We start from the raw sequence: 16688 nt of genomic DNA, 5'->3' as shown, positions 1-16688 counted from the left end.
TGGTCCTCCAGTCACTGGTCCCCCACCAGGCCCTTGGCCCGGTGGTTGCCGTCGAAGGCCGCGCCGTTGATCTCGTTGGCCGCGGTGAAGTCGCTGAGCCCGTTGTCCGGGTTGACGGCCACCCACTGCCGGGCGAGCTCGGCCAGTTGCTGCTCCCGCTGCCCGAACACCTTCGAGTTGGTCTCCTGTATCTCACTGTCGATCCGGGCTTGTTCGTCCAACTGCCAGCGGTACGCGACAGCGTCCACACCGCGCTGGACGGCGTCGCCGACCACCGGAATGAAGTTCGCCACGCCACCGGCGCCGTGGTACAGCCACTTCGCGTCCCAGGAGGGGTCCTCCTTGTCGGTCTTCAGCGCCTGGTAGCGGGCCTCCTCCAGGAACCCGGTGGTGTGACCGGCCCGCAGCAGCGTCTCCCTGGGGTCCTTGGGATGGTCCTCGTGGATGTCCCGGACCATCTCCCGGTTCAGCGCCTCGTTGAGGATGCCGTACGCGTTCTGATCGCGGGAGACCTGCTTGGCGACCTCGAGCAGGTGGTGGCGATCGAGGAGCTTCGGGTCCTTCGGATCGTCCGCCTGGGCGCTGGCCGTGTAGTGCACCTCGTCGGAATGGTTGCCCAGCACCGTCGCCATGTCGTCACGCATCTCGGACGGGAAGTCGTCGCCCGCCTCGGCGATGTACTTCAAGGAGCGCTCCAGCACCTCCCGGTGCTGCGGGGTGTGCGCCGCCATCGGAGCCTTGGGGTCGTTCGCGTCCATTCCGCTGGTTGCGGCGAGGAGCGCCTTTCCGGTCGCCTCGTTCGCATGGTTGGTGTCTTTATGGTCCAGCGGCGTGTCGTCGAACACATCACGCTTGCCGGACAGCAGGTACTTCGCGTTGTCGTTCGGCTCCGTCGTGTTGAAGAACTGCGTCGCCGCATCCGGATTCCTGGACAGTGCCGTCATGAACCCGGTCACCGGATCACGGCCGAACTCCTCGCCCATGAAGTTGAGTTTTCCTGGCCCGCCGCCCACTGCATCGTTCCAGTAGCGGGACGGCAACCGCATCTTCTTCTCGGTGGATACCAGCGAATTTCCGTAGTCGTTGAGGAACTTGCTGTCGTAGTCCCCGACCCGCATGAGGTTACTCATGATCTGGAAACCGTAGACACGCTGGCCCCTGGTCTGGATCTGCTCGTCACCGAGCTTCACCATTTCGCGTTCCCAATTCTGCATCGCGGGACTGTCGGAATGCGTCGCCCCCGCCAGAACCAGGCTCAAGTTCTTCTGCATCTCCGCCATGTCGTCACGACGGGCCCGCATCAGATTCATACCGTCGCTGACATCGGTCAGATCGGCCCAGAAGTCGAGTGTTCCACGCGCGCCGAGCGTGGTGGCGAACTTCTCCTGGAAGAGCTGGCTGTCCTTGTACCGCGCCAGCGTCTGATTGAGCTTGTCGAACTCCTCGGGAGACATGTCGTCGCCCTTGCTCTTGACAAGCCGCCCCATGTCCTCGGCGGCCTTGAGCGTCTCTGTGGCGTCCTTCTGCTCCTCGCTCAGACTCTCGTACTCCGGCGCGTTGAAGTCGGGGCGCTCCGTCACATTCGCTTCGAGCGCCCGCTTGAACGATTCGTCAGTTGCATTGCACTTCTTGACGATGTCATCGATCTTCTTCTGCCAGGCATCGACCGCCTCCTGCTGCTGGCGCAGGGCGTCCGGGTATCCCGGATCGTGCCGAGCCACGAAGTCGTCCTCCAGCGGCTCCCGCGCCGTCACCTTCCCCTTGGTGTCCACATGGACGCCGGCGGCAGGCCCCTCGTCGTCGCGGATGCGCACCAGGTCGTCGCGGGCCTGCTGGATGGCCGTATGCGCGTCCTCAAGAAGTTGCTTGACGCCCTTGGCCTCCGCGGCGGCATCGGCGAACTCTTTCGCGGACTTGCCGATGAACGCCTTGGTCACACCCGCGTTGACGCCTTCCCATTCGGCTTTGTCGGCCTTGGCCTTCATGCCGTCGCGGGCGTCCTCCGCCAGGAGGTCCAACTGGGTGACCATCTTCGACCACGCCTCCGCGGCCGTCTTGAGCTTGGCCACCGGCGCGTCGACGATGTCCTCGAACTTCAACATGAACATTCCTCGTGAATTACTTGAGATACTCGTTCAGTTTGGACACCGCGATCAGATCGCCACCGATTTGGACGTCGTCCTTCGCATGAGCGGACTTCGTGTAATTGAGGTGGTTCGAGATCTGCGCGCAGGCGTCGAGCAGTGTGCGCAACTGCTTGTTCCACCGGTCGTGGACCTTCAGCAGTGCCGAACCGCTGTCGAAGTTCCCGTTGGTGAGCGCGATCGCCGCATCGAAGGTCGAGGGACGGGCCTGATCACCGTCCTTGGAGAGCCGGGTCCGCAACTCATAGGCGTCATGCCCGATTGCACCGAGGTTGTCCTGATTGACCAACAAATCGGCGTCGGAGCCGCCTTGACTGCTACCAGCAGTATTGAGCCGCATATTCACCTGTTGTGCGGATTCCGCTCGAAGCGTCGCCCATTCAGCGTCGAACGTCACGCGATCCCCCGTATCACCACGCCAAGCACCACCGAACCCTGCGGTTCGCGTTCATTGACCGTCAACGCTATACGCCCGCATTCACCTGGGCGAGTCGCGGCATCTTTCCGGCATTTCGAACACGGCACGCGCGGGCTCGCTGCTCAGCCCGCCACCTGCCCCCGCTCCAGGCCGGCGAGCACAGCGTCAACCGTCTGCTCCACGGTCCACCCGGTGGTGTCCAACCAGAGTCCGATCCGCGGCGTCTCCTCACGCAGCACCCGGTCCAGCGCCTCGACCGTCCACCCGGCCCCGTACCCGCTCTTGGCCCGTCCCGCCTCCCGCCGGGCAACGGCTTCCGGTTCGGGCGCCAGCACCACTACATACAGCGGTCGTGTGCGTACGAGTTCGAGGTACGCGTTCAACTCCTCGCCCAGCACCACGTCCTGGACGACGGCGGTCCACCCCTGATCCGCGTACGCGTCGGCGGTCATCGCGGACAGCCGGTACCGGACCCGGAGTTGGGCAACGGCCTCCTCGTACGCCCCCGGCACCATCTCGGCCCGCCCCGACACCACCATCCGCCGAAAGACATCGCCCCGCACATGCACGGACCGCGGCAGCCGCTCGGCGAGTGCCTGGGCGACGGTGGACTTCCCGGAAGCCATCACACCGGTGATGAGGATGACGGCGGGGCCGGGCCCTTCGTGTTGCGCGTTCCGTTGGCTGCGTGCGGACTTCGCGGTGCCCATGTCGTGCTCCACTCGGATGCTTCTCCCGACGTTCGAGGACCGCCACGGAATCACGCGTTGGGGTCACCCTGGTTGGGAGTGCCGCCGTACGTCGAGTTGGGCCCCGCGCTGCCCGGCGGCGGAGCGTAAGGCCCGTATGGCGGCTGTTGGTATGCCTGCGGCGGCTGCTGGTAGGCAGGAGTCGGCTGGTACGAGGGGGGAGGCGGGGCCGCGGCCGCGGCCCGACGACGAGAGCGGATGACAACAAAGGCCACCACGCCGCCGACGAGAGCGGCCAAAAGGATGCCAGCGCCGACCCAGAGTGTCGTGTTGTCGCTCTGATCGTCGGCAGTCGGAGACGCAGCGGCGGGCTTGTCGCCGCCCTTGGCGCCGTCGTCGGCCTTCGACGGCTGGGCAGAAGGAGACGGGGAAGCCGCTGCGGCTAGGTCGGGGAGCGGGTACTTGTCTGCGGGACCCGGGTCGCCGGGGTTCATCAATGCGCGCCGGGGCCGGACGGCTCCGTAGCCGATGTGATCGTTACGCAGGGCTCCACTGGTCGGAGCGCCGACCGTGTTGAGCAGGACCCGCAGGACCTGGTTGTTGGTCCACTCCGGGTGCTTGGACCAGATCAGCGCGGCGGAAGCGGAAACGATGGCCGTGGCGTCGCTGGTACCGCTGGTTCTGCACAATTTGGTGCCCCCACTGCAGCCGTGCACCATGTCCACGCCAGGGGCCGAGAGGTCGACCTCGGGGCCGTATCGAGAAAAGTCCGCCCTTTTCAAGTCCTTCCCGATCGCTCCCACGCCGATAACCCCCGGGGTTGCGGCAGGGTAAGAAGCCGGGTTTCCTTCATCAGCACCGTTGCCTACAGCTGCGAAAACAAGAGCACCTTTGTCCAGGGCGTACTTCACGGAATCCGTGAGCTGTTGCGACCCTCCAATGGTGTCCCCGACCGACGCATTGATGATCTGTGCGCCGTGATCGACAGCGAAGCGAATCGCAGTGGCCATGTCTTCATTGAAGTACTTGCTTGCCGTCGCCCCGTTCACTTTGTTAACAGTGTCCCTCAGACGAATCGGCAGGATCTTCACCCCCGGGGCAATGCCATAAGAACCGCCGCCACCACTTTCATTACCAGTTCCGGCGATAATGCCAGCCATGCCGGTCCCGTGGTTGTCGTAGTCCGTGTACTCGTCTCCCGGAGAATCCTTTGCCAGATCGAGCCCCTTGAGAACACGCCCTTTGAGATCTGGGATGGATGCGTCAACGCCCGAATCGACAACAGCCACGGTGACGTTCTCACCAGTGCTCATTTCCCAGATCTGCTCGGCCTTCATCGCATCCAGGTACCACTGGTCCGAACGGACGGAGTCCGAGTACGCAGGGCTGGCGCCCACCAGCAGCAACGTCAACGCGGACGAGACGGCGATTCCACGACGCACGGCCGCTGCACTGCTGGTACACATCTCTTTCCCTTTTCTGGTTTCTTCCGCTCAGTCGATCACCGGCGGGACAACCCGCCGGTCACCCTGCTGCCAGGTTTCCTCATCCTCGACGAGATAGTCCGGCCGTTCCCGCTCATCGGGGCGTGATTCTCCGGGACGGACACTACTGGCGGCCCCACGACCCATCTGCCCAGGGACCCGACTGCCGTCTCCCGGTGCCGAGCCCCGCACCAGACCGGTGCCACCGGGTGTGAAGGGACGAGTGCCCGTACTCCTGGGCTGCTGCGGACGGCCCACCATGCCACCTGTCTCGCCTGCCAGGCGGCGGCCACCGGCGACTCCGCTCTGGCTGCTGCCCCCGACCCCTCCCATTCCGGGGCCGTATCCCGTCATTCCGCGACCGGCGTGCGTGCCCTCGCCACCGACCACGGTCCCGCGAGGAAGCCCCGCCGCAGGACGCCCGGAAGGCTGCGCAACCGGACGGCCACCCACGATCCCGCTGTCCTGGGGCAACCGCCCCACAGGCCCTGTCACCGGGGTTCCCATGACGGGAGGCCTCCCCGGGGGTCCCGCCACCGGGTTCCCGGTGACCGAAGGCATCGGCGGACGGGGCACACCCGCCTTCCCGCCGCCCGTGGTAGTCGACGGAGGCCGCACCGCAGGTCCACCACCGAGGCTGGGAGGCAGGACACCAGGTGTGACAGGCTGACCTCCATCGGGCCTCCCCGGACCCGGCACACCAGGTTGAACCACCGGGGGATTCGGTGAGGTTGTCGGCAGCGTGGCGACGCTGTCGATCTCCATGTCCACCGGACGCGACACCGTACCCCCGACCGGAGCGGAGACGACGCTCCCGTGCGCAGCCGGATACCCGACTGAATGCGCCGCCGCCCCACCAGGCGATTCATAGCCAACTCCGGGCATCGACGCACTCTGCGACACCGCACCAGCGGCGCCTCCTGCCGAACCCCAACCGCGAGCATAGCCATCAGCCGTTTGGTCGTATCCCCGCGACGCTTCGTGCGGCGCGATCACCTGTGGCGGCGGAGGAAACTCCGGCTTCTCCAGGGTGCCGATTCTCTCTGCGGACTGGTTGTACGCCTGAGAGAGTTTCGTCATCTCCCGGGCCATGGCGTCTTTCTCCGTGCCTAGCTCTTTCGCCAGGGCCAACGCGGCCGGGTCGTTCGGCGTCGAGAGCGCCGCCTTCAGGGACGCACCCGCGCCCGCCTTGGGTCGGGGCGCCGCTGCTTTGGCCGAGGCGATCGCTTCAGCGGCCTCACCGAGGCGCTTCGACGCCTCCTTGCTGAAAGCGCCCAGCCGCAGGGTGGCGTTGGCCAGATCGGCGCTCCAGGTACGGAAGGAGTTCGCCCCCTCGCCCTTCCACTCCACCATCTGCGGACGGACCTTCAGCTCCTCGCCGATCTTGTCGATCTCGGTCGCCGCGCTCGAAAGACGGTCGGCCGCGGTCCGGACCGCCTCGCTGTTCGCCTTGTCCAGCCACCCGCTCATCTGCTCGTGCGACATGTCATCGAAAGGTGTCGTACCCATCTCACTCCCCCGTCCCGCCCGGTATCGAGCAAATGACCTTCATCAAGAGATGCCCTCGGTACCCGCCGTGTCGCCATCCGGCTTCGTGGGAGCCGGTCGCTTGTCGGCGTGCTTCCCCTCATCGGGGACCGGGTTGTACTCCCCCTTGTAGTGCGCCTGCGTGTCCTGCTTGATCGCGAGCATGCGTTCGCGGATGTCCTCGTCAAGGTTCTCGTAGCCCTTGTGCGCCGCCAGAACCGCGATGCTCAGGCCCTCGATGGAGTCCGACAGCAGCTTCGAGAGGGTCTCCAGCTCCGAGACGACCTTCTTGTACGCGGCGTGCACACCGGAGGCCTCTGCCCAGGCGGGGTCGCCGAACTGAGTAAGGCCGATGGAGACTTCACCCAGCTTCTTCGCGTCTGCCGGAGACTCCTTGAGGCTGCGCAGCAGCTCCTCGATCCGTTCACGGAACTTGGTGAACGACGAGAGTTCGGTGACCAGTTCACCCACCGCGGCCTGGGCGGCGCCGATCGGACTGATGGCGCCCATGGCCCCGAGACCGCCCACGATGGCCGATGACATCGGCGAAGACTCGACTCCCGGTTCGCTCTGCCCCACAGTGCCCCTCCCCCGTTCGACAACAGCCGATCACTGCTCAGGGGTTCACCTTAGTACTCCAGTCTGGTTTCGTGATCTGGCTGCGAACCCGGCTGGGAACGGGTGCGGCCACCGCGTGATCACGGGGGTTGCGTGGACTCCTGAAGATCGTGCGATGGCCGCTGGCCATAGCGTAGGCCCTGCCCACTGGCGGGTGATGTTCGACCAGGCCATGGCCCGGATCGCGGGCCGCTTCGCCCCCGCAAGCCTGCTCCGTCGGCCCCTCGCCAAGGCACGCCCCGGCCTTGCGAGCGCGGCTTCGCCCGGCCCCACGGCACGCTGACCGGGCACCGCGGGCCCGGCCACCGTTACGAACACCGCCCACGCTGTTGCCCGGCGTCCCTGTTCCCGCAGCCACACCACACTGCCACGAGCGGTTCGTCCGGCTCACCACCGCACCGCCCGGCACCGTACTTACCATGCCCTCAACAGCGGTTACGGCCACAGTCGTTGGGAAAACAGTCCACGAGACTGAGTAGGCTTCCCTCGTTCTGTTGTCGTCCGGGGGTCCTCGCATGCAACAGCCACACCACTCCCCCGCCCGGCAGATCGGCCCCTACACCGTCATCACGAGGCTGGACCCGACCGGCCCCGGCGCGATGCCCGTCCCTGAGCGGCGTTTCATCGCGCGCAGCGCGGACGGCGACCGGACCGCGGTGGTGAGCGTCCCACTGAACGACGCCGCTTCCGCTCGATTCCTCGTCGAGGCACAGGCCGCCCGATGCCATCTCGGCCCGTGGTTCACCCCCGTCACCAAGTGCGCAGAACCCGGTCTGCCCGTGTGGTGCGCGCGCCCGTACCTACCCGCGGTCCCACTGCCGATGGCCCTGGCCGTCCACGGGGGTCCGTTCCCCGACGACGCGCTACGGGCCTTGGGCGCCCGCCTGGCGGAGACGATAGCCATCGCCCATACCTCCGGACTGACGTACGCCGGGGTGTCCCCCGCCGCCGTACTGCTGGCGGGGGACGGCCCGCGACTCACCTGCTTCGGCGCGGTCCGGACCGCCGCCGAGGACGGGCAACCGCGCTCTGGGCTGCCCGGCCTCGAGCCGGGCAGCCTGCCACCCGAACAGGCCACGGGCGGACGCCCCCGGCCGCCGGGCGACGTCTACGCGCTGGGCGCCGTGCTCGCGTACGCGGCGACCGGCCACACCGTCCCCGAACGGGATGAACTTCCCGTCATGCTGCGTTCGCTCGTGCCGGCCTGCCTAGCCCGTGATCCCGCGGCCCGCCCGCGGGCGATCGACGTACTCCAGGCCCTCTCGCCCACCTCGCCGTCCGCGTCACCGGTCGCCACCGTCCTGGACCCGGAACCGGAAGCGCACCATATGCGACTGCCCGGCCGGGTGATAGCGGCGATCGCCCAGCAGTCCGCGGCGGTCCTCGCGGCAGACGTCCACCGCCACCCGGAAGCCGACGGATGATCACGCCCCTGCTCCACGAAGACCCGCAGCACATCGGTGCGTACCGGCTGGTCGCCCGGCTCGGCAGCGGCGGCATGGGAACGGTCTATCTGGCGCGCTCCGCCGGCGGTCGTACCGTCGCCGTTAAAACCGTGCACGCGGACATCGCCGCCGACGCCGCCTTCCGCACCCGCTTCCGTCTCGAAACCGACGCCGCACGCGTCATCGGAGGCCGGTACGGGGCGCAGGTCTTCGACGCCGACCCGCTCGCCGAGACGCCCTGGCTGGCGACGGAGTACGTGCTCGGTCCGCCCCTGGACGAGGCGGTCTCCCTGTGCGGGCCACTGCCCGAGCCCAGTGTGCGGGCCCTGGGCGCCGCACTGTGCGGAGCACTCGGACAGCTGCACGGATCGGATGTGGTGCACCGCGACCTGAAGCCGTCCAACATCATGATCACGGCATACGGGCCGAAGGTCATCGACTTCGGCATCGCCCGCGCGATCGGCGACGACCGCCTCACCCGCGTGGGGGCGGCGGCCGGTACGCCCGCCTTCATGTCCCCGGAACAGGCGAGCGACCAGGAGCACACGCCGGCCGGTGACGTGTTCGCCCTGGCCGGTGTCCTCGTCTTCGCCGCCTCGGGTCACGGCCCGTTCGGCGGCGGGCAGCCGGCCGACCTGCTCTACCGGGTCCGGTATGCCGATCCGGACCTGACCGGCATACCGACCGCACTGGCCCCGCTCCTGGCCCAGTGCCTCACGAAGGACCCGTCCCCGCGCCCGACCACGCGGGAGCTGGCCGCCGCACTCCACGACGGACACGGGCAGTTCGCGGACCACCTGCCCCACGCCCTCCTCACGGAGATCGCCCGTCGTGCGACGGAAGTCTGGGAGCCCAGCCCCGAACGCCTTCCGGCGGAGTCGCCGGAACAGCCCGTCTCCAGGTCCGAACCATCGGCGTACGGGCGCGCACCAGGCATGTCACGGCGCAAGGTCCTGTCCCTCGCCGGCCTGGCGACGGCCGGGGTCGCCGGAGCCGGACTGTGGTTCCGGCCGGGCCTGTCCAAGGCGAAGGACGCGAAGACACCGTCCGCCGCGGGGCCCGGCCCCACCGCCTCGCCGACGGCCCGGGACGTGGCAGGGGCATGGCGCGTTTTGTGGACCACCGATCCATCCATGGCCGACAGCACGCCGCCGCTCTTCGTGGGCAAGTCCCTCATGGTGGTCTCCGGGGGCCAACTGCTCGGTCTGGACCCGGCCGACGGCACACACCTCTGGACGTACTCCACGGCGTCTTCCGGTTCCTGGGCCGTAGCGGACGGCTCCCGGCTCTATGGGCTCGTCGATTCGACGGAGCAGGAGCATGCGCTCGTATCGGTCGATCCGGCCACCGGCTTGAAAGACCGCACCCTTGCCGACCAGTCCGATTTCACACTGCCGTCCTCGGGCGGCTCGGCGAACCTCTTGCACGCGTCGGGCGGAAGCATCTACCTGGCGGCCGGAAGCAACACGTCGGATACGTACGACTGGCACCTGCACGCCGTCAACGGCTCGACGGGGAAGGCCCGTTGGCGCGTGCCCCTTGAGGAGGTCGAGAAGGGAGAGGGCTACAGCAAGGGCTTCGCCAAGGCCATCGGAAACCGGCTCATCCTGGGAGAAGGCCCGTACGACCTCGCGCTCACCGCGTTCGACACCCGTTCGGGGAAGAGGCTGTGGCGGAGAACCCTGCCGGAATGGGCTTCCGGGATCGCCACGCTGATGATGACCGGCGAGCAGCTCGCCAACGATGGTTCCCATGTGTATCTCGGGTCGCGCACACTCCAGGCGATCAGCCTGGCCACCGGCGTGGTGATCTGGGAGTTCGGCCGCGACCGCTTCTTCGAGCACTACGAGAACAGCCACAACCGTTACGGGCTCCCTGTCGTACGGGACGGCGTGGTCTACGCCACCGAGAAGAACCGGGGAATCGTCGCGGTGGACGCGAAGCGCGGCGAACTCCTCTGGGACGTGCCGGTCCCGAACGGCAATGTGTCGACCATTGCCGCGCCGCCCGTCCTCGGCAAAACGCGTCTCTATTACGGGGAAGCCTCCGGGCTGGGGTTGATCGATCTGAACACCCACAAGCACGTACGGTCGCTGAAGACGCCGATGCGCAGTTTCGCCCTCGCCACCGACAAGCGCACGCTCGTCGGCAGCGGCCAAGACGGCACGGTGGAGGCCCTGCGTCTGGACGAATGACACTCCACCACCACGTGCACGGCATGAAGCCACGCCCGTCCATCCGGCCCGCCCATCCCGGCTCGCGACAGGGAGACCCATGAAACCACTCGGTCCAGGAGACCCGCTCCGGCTCGGCCCCTACCGTCTCCACGGCGTGCTCGGCGAAGGCGGGATGGGCAAGGTCTACCTGGGGCAGGACCGCGCCGGCCGCCGCGCCGCGGTGAAATCGCTGCGGCCCGAACTGTCGTACGACCAGCAGCTCGTACAACGCTTCGTACGTGAGGCGCAGACCGCGCGAACGGTCACCAGCCGGAGTGTGTCTCGGGTGCTGGACGCGCAGGTCGAGGGCGGGCACCCGTGGATCGCCAGCGAGTTCCTGCCCGGCCCCGACCTGGAGAAGGCAGTCGCCTCCCACGGCCCGCTCGACGGCCCGACCGTGTGCGCCCTGGCCTCGGCCCTGGCCCGTGCCCTGCACGACATCCATGCCGCCGGTCTCGTGCACCGCGACCTCAAACCGGCGAACATCGTGCTGACTTCGCGCGGACCGCGCGTCATCGACTTCGGCATCGCCCGTCCGGAACACGGTCTCACCCTGACGACCACGGGGCAGATTCCCGTCACGCCCGGCTACGGTGCGCCCGAGCAGGTACTTGGTCATCGGGTGGGACCGGCCGCGGATGTCTTCTCCCTGGGTGCTGTGCTGGCGTACGCCGCGGGCGGGCAACGCGCCTTCACGGGCAGTCATGTCGCCGCCGTACAGTACGAAGTCGTGCACGGAGAGCCCCGGTTGTCGCACCTCCCCGAGCCGCTGCGCGCCCTCATCGCTCCCTGCCTCGCCAAGGAACCCGGACTGCGTCCAGGACCGGAACAGATCGCCCAGGCGTTCGCGCCCTCACGACGAGCGGAGAAGGTCTGGCGACGAAGCAGCCTGATGCCCCTGATCGACCAGTACGAGACCGAAGCAAGGCGGCTGCTCCCCGTGACCGTATCGCCTGCGCCGATGAGTCACTCGCGGCGCAGGTTCCTGACAGCGCTCACCGCCGGAGGGGCCGCACTCGCCATGGGCGGCGGGACCGCCGCGTGGCGGCTCAAGGACGACTGAGCCGCGTACGACGCCGGTCGGCCACCAGCAACGGGCCTGCGACGACGACACAGAGCACCCCGGCCGCGCACACCGCGAGTGCGGCCCAGAAGGAACCGCTGTGCCCGCCGTCCGTCACGGACGAGACGGAGGCGCCTGACGCGGGCGCGGCGCCCGCCTTGTCGGCATGCTCCTTCGGCGACGGGGAGGACGCGGGCTGGGGCGGGGTCGGCGAAGCGGTGCGGTAGTCGGGGATCGGATCCTTGTCGGCCGCTCCGGGGTCACCCGGCTTCTTCAACGCAACACGAGGACGGACAATGCCGTAACCAATGTAGTCATTGCGCACGGCCCCGCTGGTGGGACCGCCGACCGTGTTCACCATCACGCGCAGAACCTGGTTCGCCGTCCACGTGGGATGTTCGGCCCAGATCAGCGCGGCGGAAGCGGAGACGAGAGCGGTTGCCACCCCGGTACCCCGGCTCCTGCACAGCCCGGTCGCGCCTGCGCACGCGCTGATCACGTCCTCACCAGGGGCACTGAGATCCACGGTGATCCCCACACCGGCCTTCTTGATCGCCTTCAGGTCCTTGCCGATGCCCGTGACGCCGATGACTCCGGGCGTCGCAGCCGGGTACCCCACCTGCGGATCGTCGACGCCGAAGTCACCGACGGCCGCGAAGATCAGCTTCCCCTTGCTCCGCGCGTACTCCACGGCATCCCGGACCGGTTGGTCGTCCGCGTACGTGCCGAACGACACGCTGATGATCTTGGCCTCGGAGTCGGCCGCATAACGAATGGCCGGAGCCAGCCCCCCGTTGATCTCCTCGCTCTGCGCGGCAGCGTTGCCGGCGCCCCGGCCATCGGGGATCACCAGAGGAAGGATCTTGGCCCCCGGAGCGAGCCCGTACGCACTCTCCCGGCCACCGGGCCCCTTGCCGGTACCGGCGATCACGGAAGCCGCCGTGGTGCCGTACTCGTTCAGCTTCGCGGCGGCCACCCCCGCGAAGCTCTTGGCCGGGAGCAGCCGCCCCGCCAACTCGGGAACTTCACGCACGCGGGTATCGATGAGAGCGACCGTGACGCCCTTTCCGGTGCTGGTCCGCCATATCTCCTGGACCTTCATGGCGTTGAGGTGCCATTGATCGGAGAAGACGGTGTCCGCCTGCGCGGGTGCGGCCACGCCACCGGCCAGCAAAAACGCCACCGCGACCGACGTGCACGCTCGTTGACGCGCCTGCTTCCTCTCACTGCTGCGCATACACCCGCCCCCCTGCCCCCGGTTTCGTCCCCAACTCTGTCGCGAGCCCCTCGTGCTGCGCCCCAGTGCCCCCGGCAACGTTCGCCTCGTCGCGTGACGGCACCAGGCCGTCCGAGCGCTGCCCGGCCTGCTGCCCATCGCCGTAGGTGCCTTCTGTTTCCTTCTCGCTGCGGCTCGTGGTGGCAACGACAGGATCTTCGCGCCCGGAAGGACCGCCCGGCATCACTGCCTTAGCCCGGCACTGTCGGGTGGGCCTCCCCCGCGAGCGCGGCGAGCCACACTCACCTCGGCGGATCGCCCTGGTTCGGTGCTCCGCCGTACGGCGCGTCGGCGCCTCGGCCACCCTGCGGCGAAGGATAGGGCGCGTACGACGGCTGTTGGTGGCCCTGTAGTGGCGGCGGGTAGCCGTGCGACGGCTGGTACGAAGGAGGCGGCGGGGCCGCGGACGCGGCCCGACGACGGCGGGAACGGATGGCCAGGAAGGCGGACACCGCGCCGACAATGGCGACCACGCCAACGCCAAGGCCGACCCAAAGACCCGTGTTACTGCTCTCATCGGACACAGGCTCCGCTGTCGGCTTCTTCTCCTCACCCACCGAGCCGTCGGTCTCCTGGGAAGGCTTTGAGGACGGGCTAGCGCTGGGGCTCTCGGCCGCCGCGAGGTCGGGGAGCGGGTACACGTCAGCGGGCCCGGGATCACCCGGATTCTTCAAAGCGATGCGCGGTCGCACCGCGCCATACCCCACGTAGTCGCTGCGCTTGGAACCGCCCGAGGGAGCTCCAGCCGTATTCAGCATGACACGCAGAACCTGATTGTTGGTCCAGCCGGGATGCTTGGACCAAATGAGAGCAGCTGAAGCGGAAACCAGGGCAGTGGCATCACTCGTACCACTCGTCTTACACAGCTGAGTTCCACCCTTACACGGATGAACCATATCGATACCCGGTGCGCTGAAGTCGATCTGTGGCCCGTATTGCGACTCGCCGGTCTTCTTTGCATTCTGGTCGACGGCACCAACGCCGACAACCCCAGGCGTTCCACTCGGATATTCGATCCGGTTGGCCCCGTCACCACTGTTCCCGGCAGCGGCAAAGACCAATGATCCGTGATCGAGAGCATACTTCACGGAATCCGTCAGCGCCTGCGATCCCGCGTATGTACCAAGAGAAACATTGATGACCTTTGCGCCACGCTCAACCGCGTAGCGAATTGCCATGGGTGCAGCCTTGTTGAATTTCTCATTCTCGGCTTCCTGATTGGCCCCCACACCTGATTTAGGCATGCGAACCGGGAGAATCTTGACGCCCGGTGCGAGCCCAAACGCGCCGTTACCTCCGTGGCTCTGACCCGTACCCGCGATCAAGCCCGCCATACTCGTACCATGGCCGTCGTAATCAGTATGCTCGTCGCCCGCGACGTCCGGCTCCAGGTTCTTCCCCTTGAGAACCTGCCCAACGAGGTCGGGATTCGACGGGTCCACGCCACTGTCGATGACAGCAACGATGACGCCCTTACCCGTACTCGACTTCCACATCTCCTCGGCCTTCATGGCATCGAGGTGCCACTGCATGGAGCGTGTGGAGTCGGCGTACGCGGGTACGGTCGCGCCACCTACCAGCAGTAGGCCCAGCACGGCTGACACCATGCATCGCCGCCGCAAGGCTGCGCTGGTCGCGTTACGCATGCGAGTCCCTTGTAAGTTCTTGTGAATCAATCGACGACCGGCGGGACGACCCGTCGATCGCCCGATTGCCATGTCGCTTCTTCCTCAACCAGGTAGTTAGGCCGCTCACCGCCTTCACGCCGCCCTGTCTCATTCGTCCGCGGACGATGAGAAGCGATTCCGGTGCCCCGACCGGCCAGCCCTGCGCTGCGGTCCGCCTCTCCCGAGGCCGTTCCCCTCACCAGTCCTGATCCTCCGGGCGTAAATGGTCGTGATCCTGCACGCCCCTGCTGCTGGCGTCCCCCGACTACGCCACCGGCCTCTCCAGCCAGACGGCGACCGCCCGGGTTGACGGCATGCGCTGCGACGCCTGGGCTGCCCCCACCGGTCACCCCCGGTACGCGCCCCATGGGCGTTGTCCCACGAACGTTCTCATTGCCGACGACCGTTCCACGCGGAATGCCGGTCGAAGACCGTCCTGAGACAGAAGACACGGCGCGACCACCGGTGATCCCATCGGGGCCGGAAGGACGGCCCACCGGCCCTCTATCAAACGGACCCTGCCCCGGGGCTGACACGCTCGGACGAGGTATCCCCGTCGTTCCACCCCTGACGTTCGTGCTTCGCACCGGATACGGGCCGCTATGAGGAACAGGCGGAACGCTTCCCACCGTCGGGGGGAGAGCAGTGTCGGTCCGCGGCAGAGTCTGCGACACCGGTGGATTACCGACCGGGGAGGGCGCGGCATCCGGCAGCGTGGTCACTCCATCGATCCCCATGTTCACCGGCGGCCTCGTCTCCGAGGGCGAAACAATGTGCCCCGAGTGACCTGTTTCCCCTGTTGGAGAAACCGCACCGGGCACTGTTCCCGAGTGGTTCCCCGGCGCTACGGCGTACCCTGCAGGGGCCCCATGGGTGACACCAGCTCCAACATGTTGGTTCTGTGCTCCGCCTCGTCCGTCGGCCACAGGCGGCGCGATCACCTCCGGAACTCCTGGAAAGACCGGCTTTTCCAGCATCTCCATCTGGGTCGACGAGAAACTGTACGCCTGAGACAGCCGCCGCATCTCCGCAGCGGCCTCTTCCTTGTTCTTCTCCCTGGAATTGATCAGAGTTTCCGCGGCCTTCCGGGCCACCTCCGACGCGTCCGGATCGTTCCGTGCGGCGTGAGCTGCCTCGAGGTTCGCCTGCGCGCCCGCCTCTGTCCGAGGAATCGAAGCCTGCGCTGTCGCGATCGCGTTCGAGGCCTCGCCCAGCCACTTCGAAGCGCCCTCGCTGTAGTCCCCTAGGCGCAACGTCGCATTGGCCAGATCCGCACTCCAGGTGCAAAAAGCGTGGGCCCCTTCACCCTTCCACTCCACCAGTTGCGGGCGCACCTTCAGTTCCGCGGCGATCTTCCGAATGTCGACAGCAGCGCTCTGCAGGCGGTCCGCAGCAGCCTGGATCTCACCGCTGTTGGCATGGTCCAGCCACCACAGCATTTCCTCGTGGCTCTTGTTGTCGAAGTTGGTACCCATGAGCCGTCTCTCTCCCCCGTCCCCGTCATCCACACACAGAGCACATGGCCGTCGACATCAGAAGGCGGTGTGCTCAGGCACGGGCACCGTCTTGGTCGACGAACCCTGCTGCTTCGCCGCCTGTTCCATCACGTAGTGGGCGTTCGTACTGGACTGGATCGCCAGCATGCGCTCGCGGATGTCCAAGTCGACGTGCTCGTACCCCTTGTGGGACGCGAGGACCGCGATGCTCAGGCCCTCGATGGAGTCCGCCAGCAGCTTGGACAACTTCTCCAGTTCCTCGATGACGGTGGAGTACGACTTGTAAAGGCCGCCCGCCTCCGCCCACTGACCTTTGTCACCGCCGAAATGTGAGCGCGCGACAGGGTCCTGACCGACTTTCTCGGGACTTGCTGAAGAACCCTTGAGGTCGCGCAGCAGCTCCTCGATCCGTTCACGGAACTTGGTGAACGACGAGAGTTCGGTGACCAGTTCACCCACCGCGGCCTGGGCGGCGCCGATCGGGCTGATGGCGCCCATGGCCCCGAGACCGCCCACGATGGCCGATGACATCGGCGAAGACTCGACTCCTGGTTCGCTCTGCCCCACAGTGCCCCTCCCCCGTTTGGCAACAGCCGATCACTGCTCAGGGGTTCACCTTAGTCAACCCCCATGACAGCGTGCACC

At 67.2% G+C, this 16688-nt stretch carries 10 protein-coding genes and 1 pseudogene; 3 read left to right on the top strand and 8 right to left on the bottom strand.

All coding sequences use genetic code 11. The annotated features are described in order from the left end of the window. Nucleotides 1-11 precede the first annotated feature (11 nt). From ACFYXM_RS20570 to ACFYXM_RS20550, 5 genes are all read right to left on the bottom strand, one after another. Entirely contained in the window at nt 12-2102 is a 2091-nt protein-coding gene (locus ACFYXM_RS20570) for a hypothetical protein (protein ID WP_389291156.1), read from the bottom strand. Between the two features lie 16 nt (nt 2103-2118). Beyond that, nucleotides 2119-2541: a hypothetical protein gene (locus ACFYXM_RS20565; protein ID WP_389291154.1), complete on the bottom strand. Its 423-nt coding sequence runs from the start codon at nt 2539-2541 to the stop codon at nt 2119-2121. A gap of 143 nt (nt 2542-2684) precedes the next feature. Next, on the bottom strand, nt 2685-3272 hold the full coding sequence (locus ACFYXM_RS20560; protein WP_389291152.1) for an AAA family ATPase: 588 nt from the start codon (nt 3270-3272) through the stop codon (nt 2685-2687). Nucleotides 3273-3322: 50 nt separating this feature from the next. Beyond that, nucleotides 3323-4717: a type VII secretion-associated serine protease mycosin gene (gene mycP / locus ACFYXM_RS20555; protein WP_389291150.1), complete on the bottom strand. Its 1395-nt coding sequence runs from the start codon at nt 4715-4717 to the stop codon at nt 3323-3325. Nucleotides 4718-6286: 1569 nt separating this feature from the next. Beyond that, nucleotides 6287-6805 (bottom strand): hypothetical protein, encoded by a 519-nt coding sequence (locus ACFYXM_RS20550; protein WP_389291148.1) that lies wholly within the window; start codon nt 6803-6805, stop codon nt 6287-6289. Nucleotides 6806-7395: 590 nt separating this feature from the next. On the opposite strand from ACFYXM_RS20550, the gene ACFYXM_RS20545 reads away from it, so the two are divergent. The 3 genes and pseudogenes from ACFYXM_RS20545 to ACFYXM_RS20535 all read left to right on the top strand — a co-directional run. Further along, complete coding sequence (locus ACFYXM_RS20545) at nt 7396-8304, top strand: serine/threonine protein kinase (RefSeq protein ID WP_389291147.1); 909 nt, start codon at nt 7396-7398, stop codon at nt 8302-8304. Next, a complete protein-coding gene (locus tag ACFYXM_RS20540; RefSeq protein WP_389291146.1) occupies nt 8301-10520 on the top strand; it encodes a PQQ-binding-like beta-propeller repeat protein in 2220 nt (739 codons plus the stop codon). The genes ACFYXM_RS20545 and ACFYXM_RS20540 overlap by 4 nt, the downstream gene beginning before the upstream one ends. Before the next feature lie 79 nt (nt 10521-10599). After that, a pseudogene (locus tag ACFYXM_RS20535) lies at nt 10600-11586 on the top strand (serine/threonine-protein kinase); the annotation flags it as partial. A 4-nt stretch (nt 11587-11590) separates the two neighbouring features. On the opposite strand, the gene ACFYXM_RS20530 reads toward ACFYXM_RS20535, so the two are convergent. The 3 genes from ACFYXM_RS20530 to ACFYXM_RS20520 all read right to left on the bottom strand — a co-directional run bounded on the left by ACFYXM_RS20530 (nt 11591) and on the right by ACFYXM_RS20520 (nt 16574). After that, the gene (locus tag ACFYXM_RS20530; RefSeq protein ID WP_389291144.1) at nt 11591-12841 is read right to left on the bottom strand and encodes a S8 family serine peptidase; all 1251 of its coding nucleotides are present in this window, start codon (nt 12839-12841) and stop codon (nt 11591-11593) included. A gap of 281 nt (nt 12842-13122) precedes the next feature. Further along, nucleotides 13123-14526 carry a type VII secretion-associated serine protease mycosin gene (gene mycP / locus ACFYXM_RS20525; protein WP_389291142.1) on the bottom strand — a complete coding sequence of 468 codons (1404 nt, stop codon included), beginning with the start codon at nt 14524-14526 and terminating at the stop codon, nt 13123-13125. Nucleotides 14527-16079: 1553 nt separating this feature from the next. Then, nucleotides 16080-16574 (bottom strand): hypothetical protein, encoded by a 495-nt coding sequence (locus ACFYXM_RS20520; protein ID WP_389291140.1) that lies wholly within the window; start codon nt 16572-16574, stop codon nt 16080-16082. Between the last annotated feature and the right edge of the window lie 114 nt (nt 16575-16688).

The sequence above is a fragment of the Streptomyces sp. NPDC002476 genome, assembly GCF_042889785.1.
In the GTDB taxonomy this organism is placed as follows: domain Bacteria; phylum Actinomycetota; class Actinomycetes; order Streptomycetales; family Streptomycetaceae; genus Streptomyces.
Note: the sequence above shows the minus strand (reverse complement) of the source record. Positions and strands in the feature narration are given on the sequence as shown.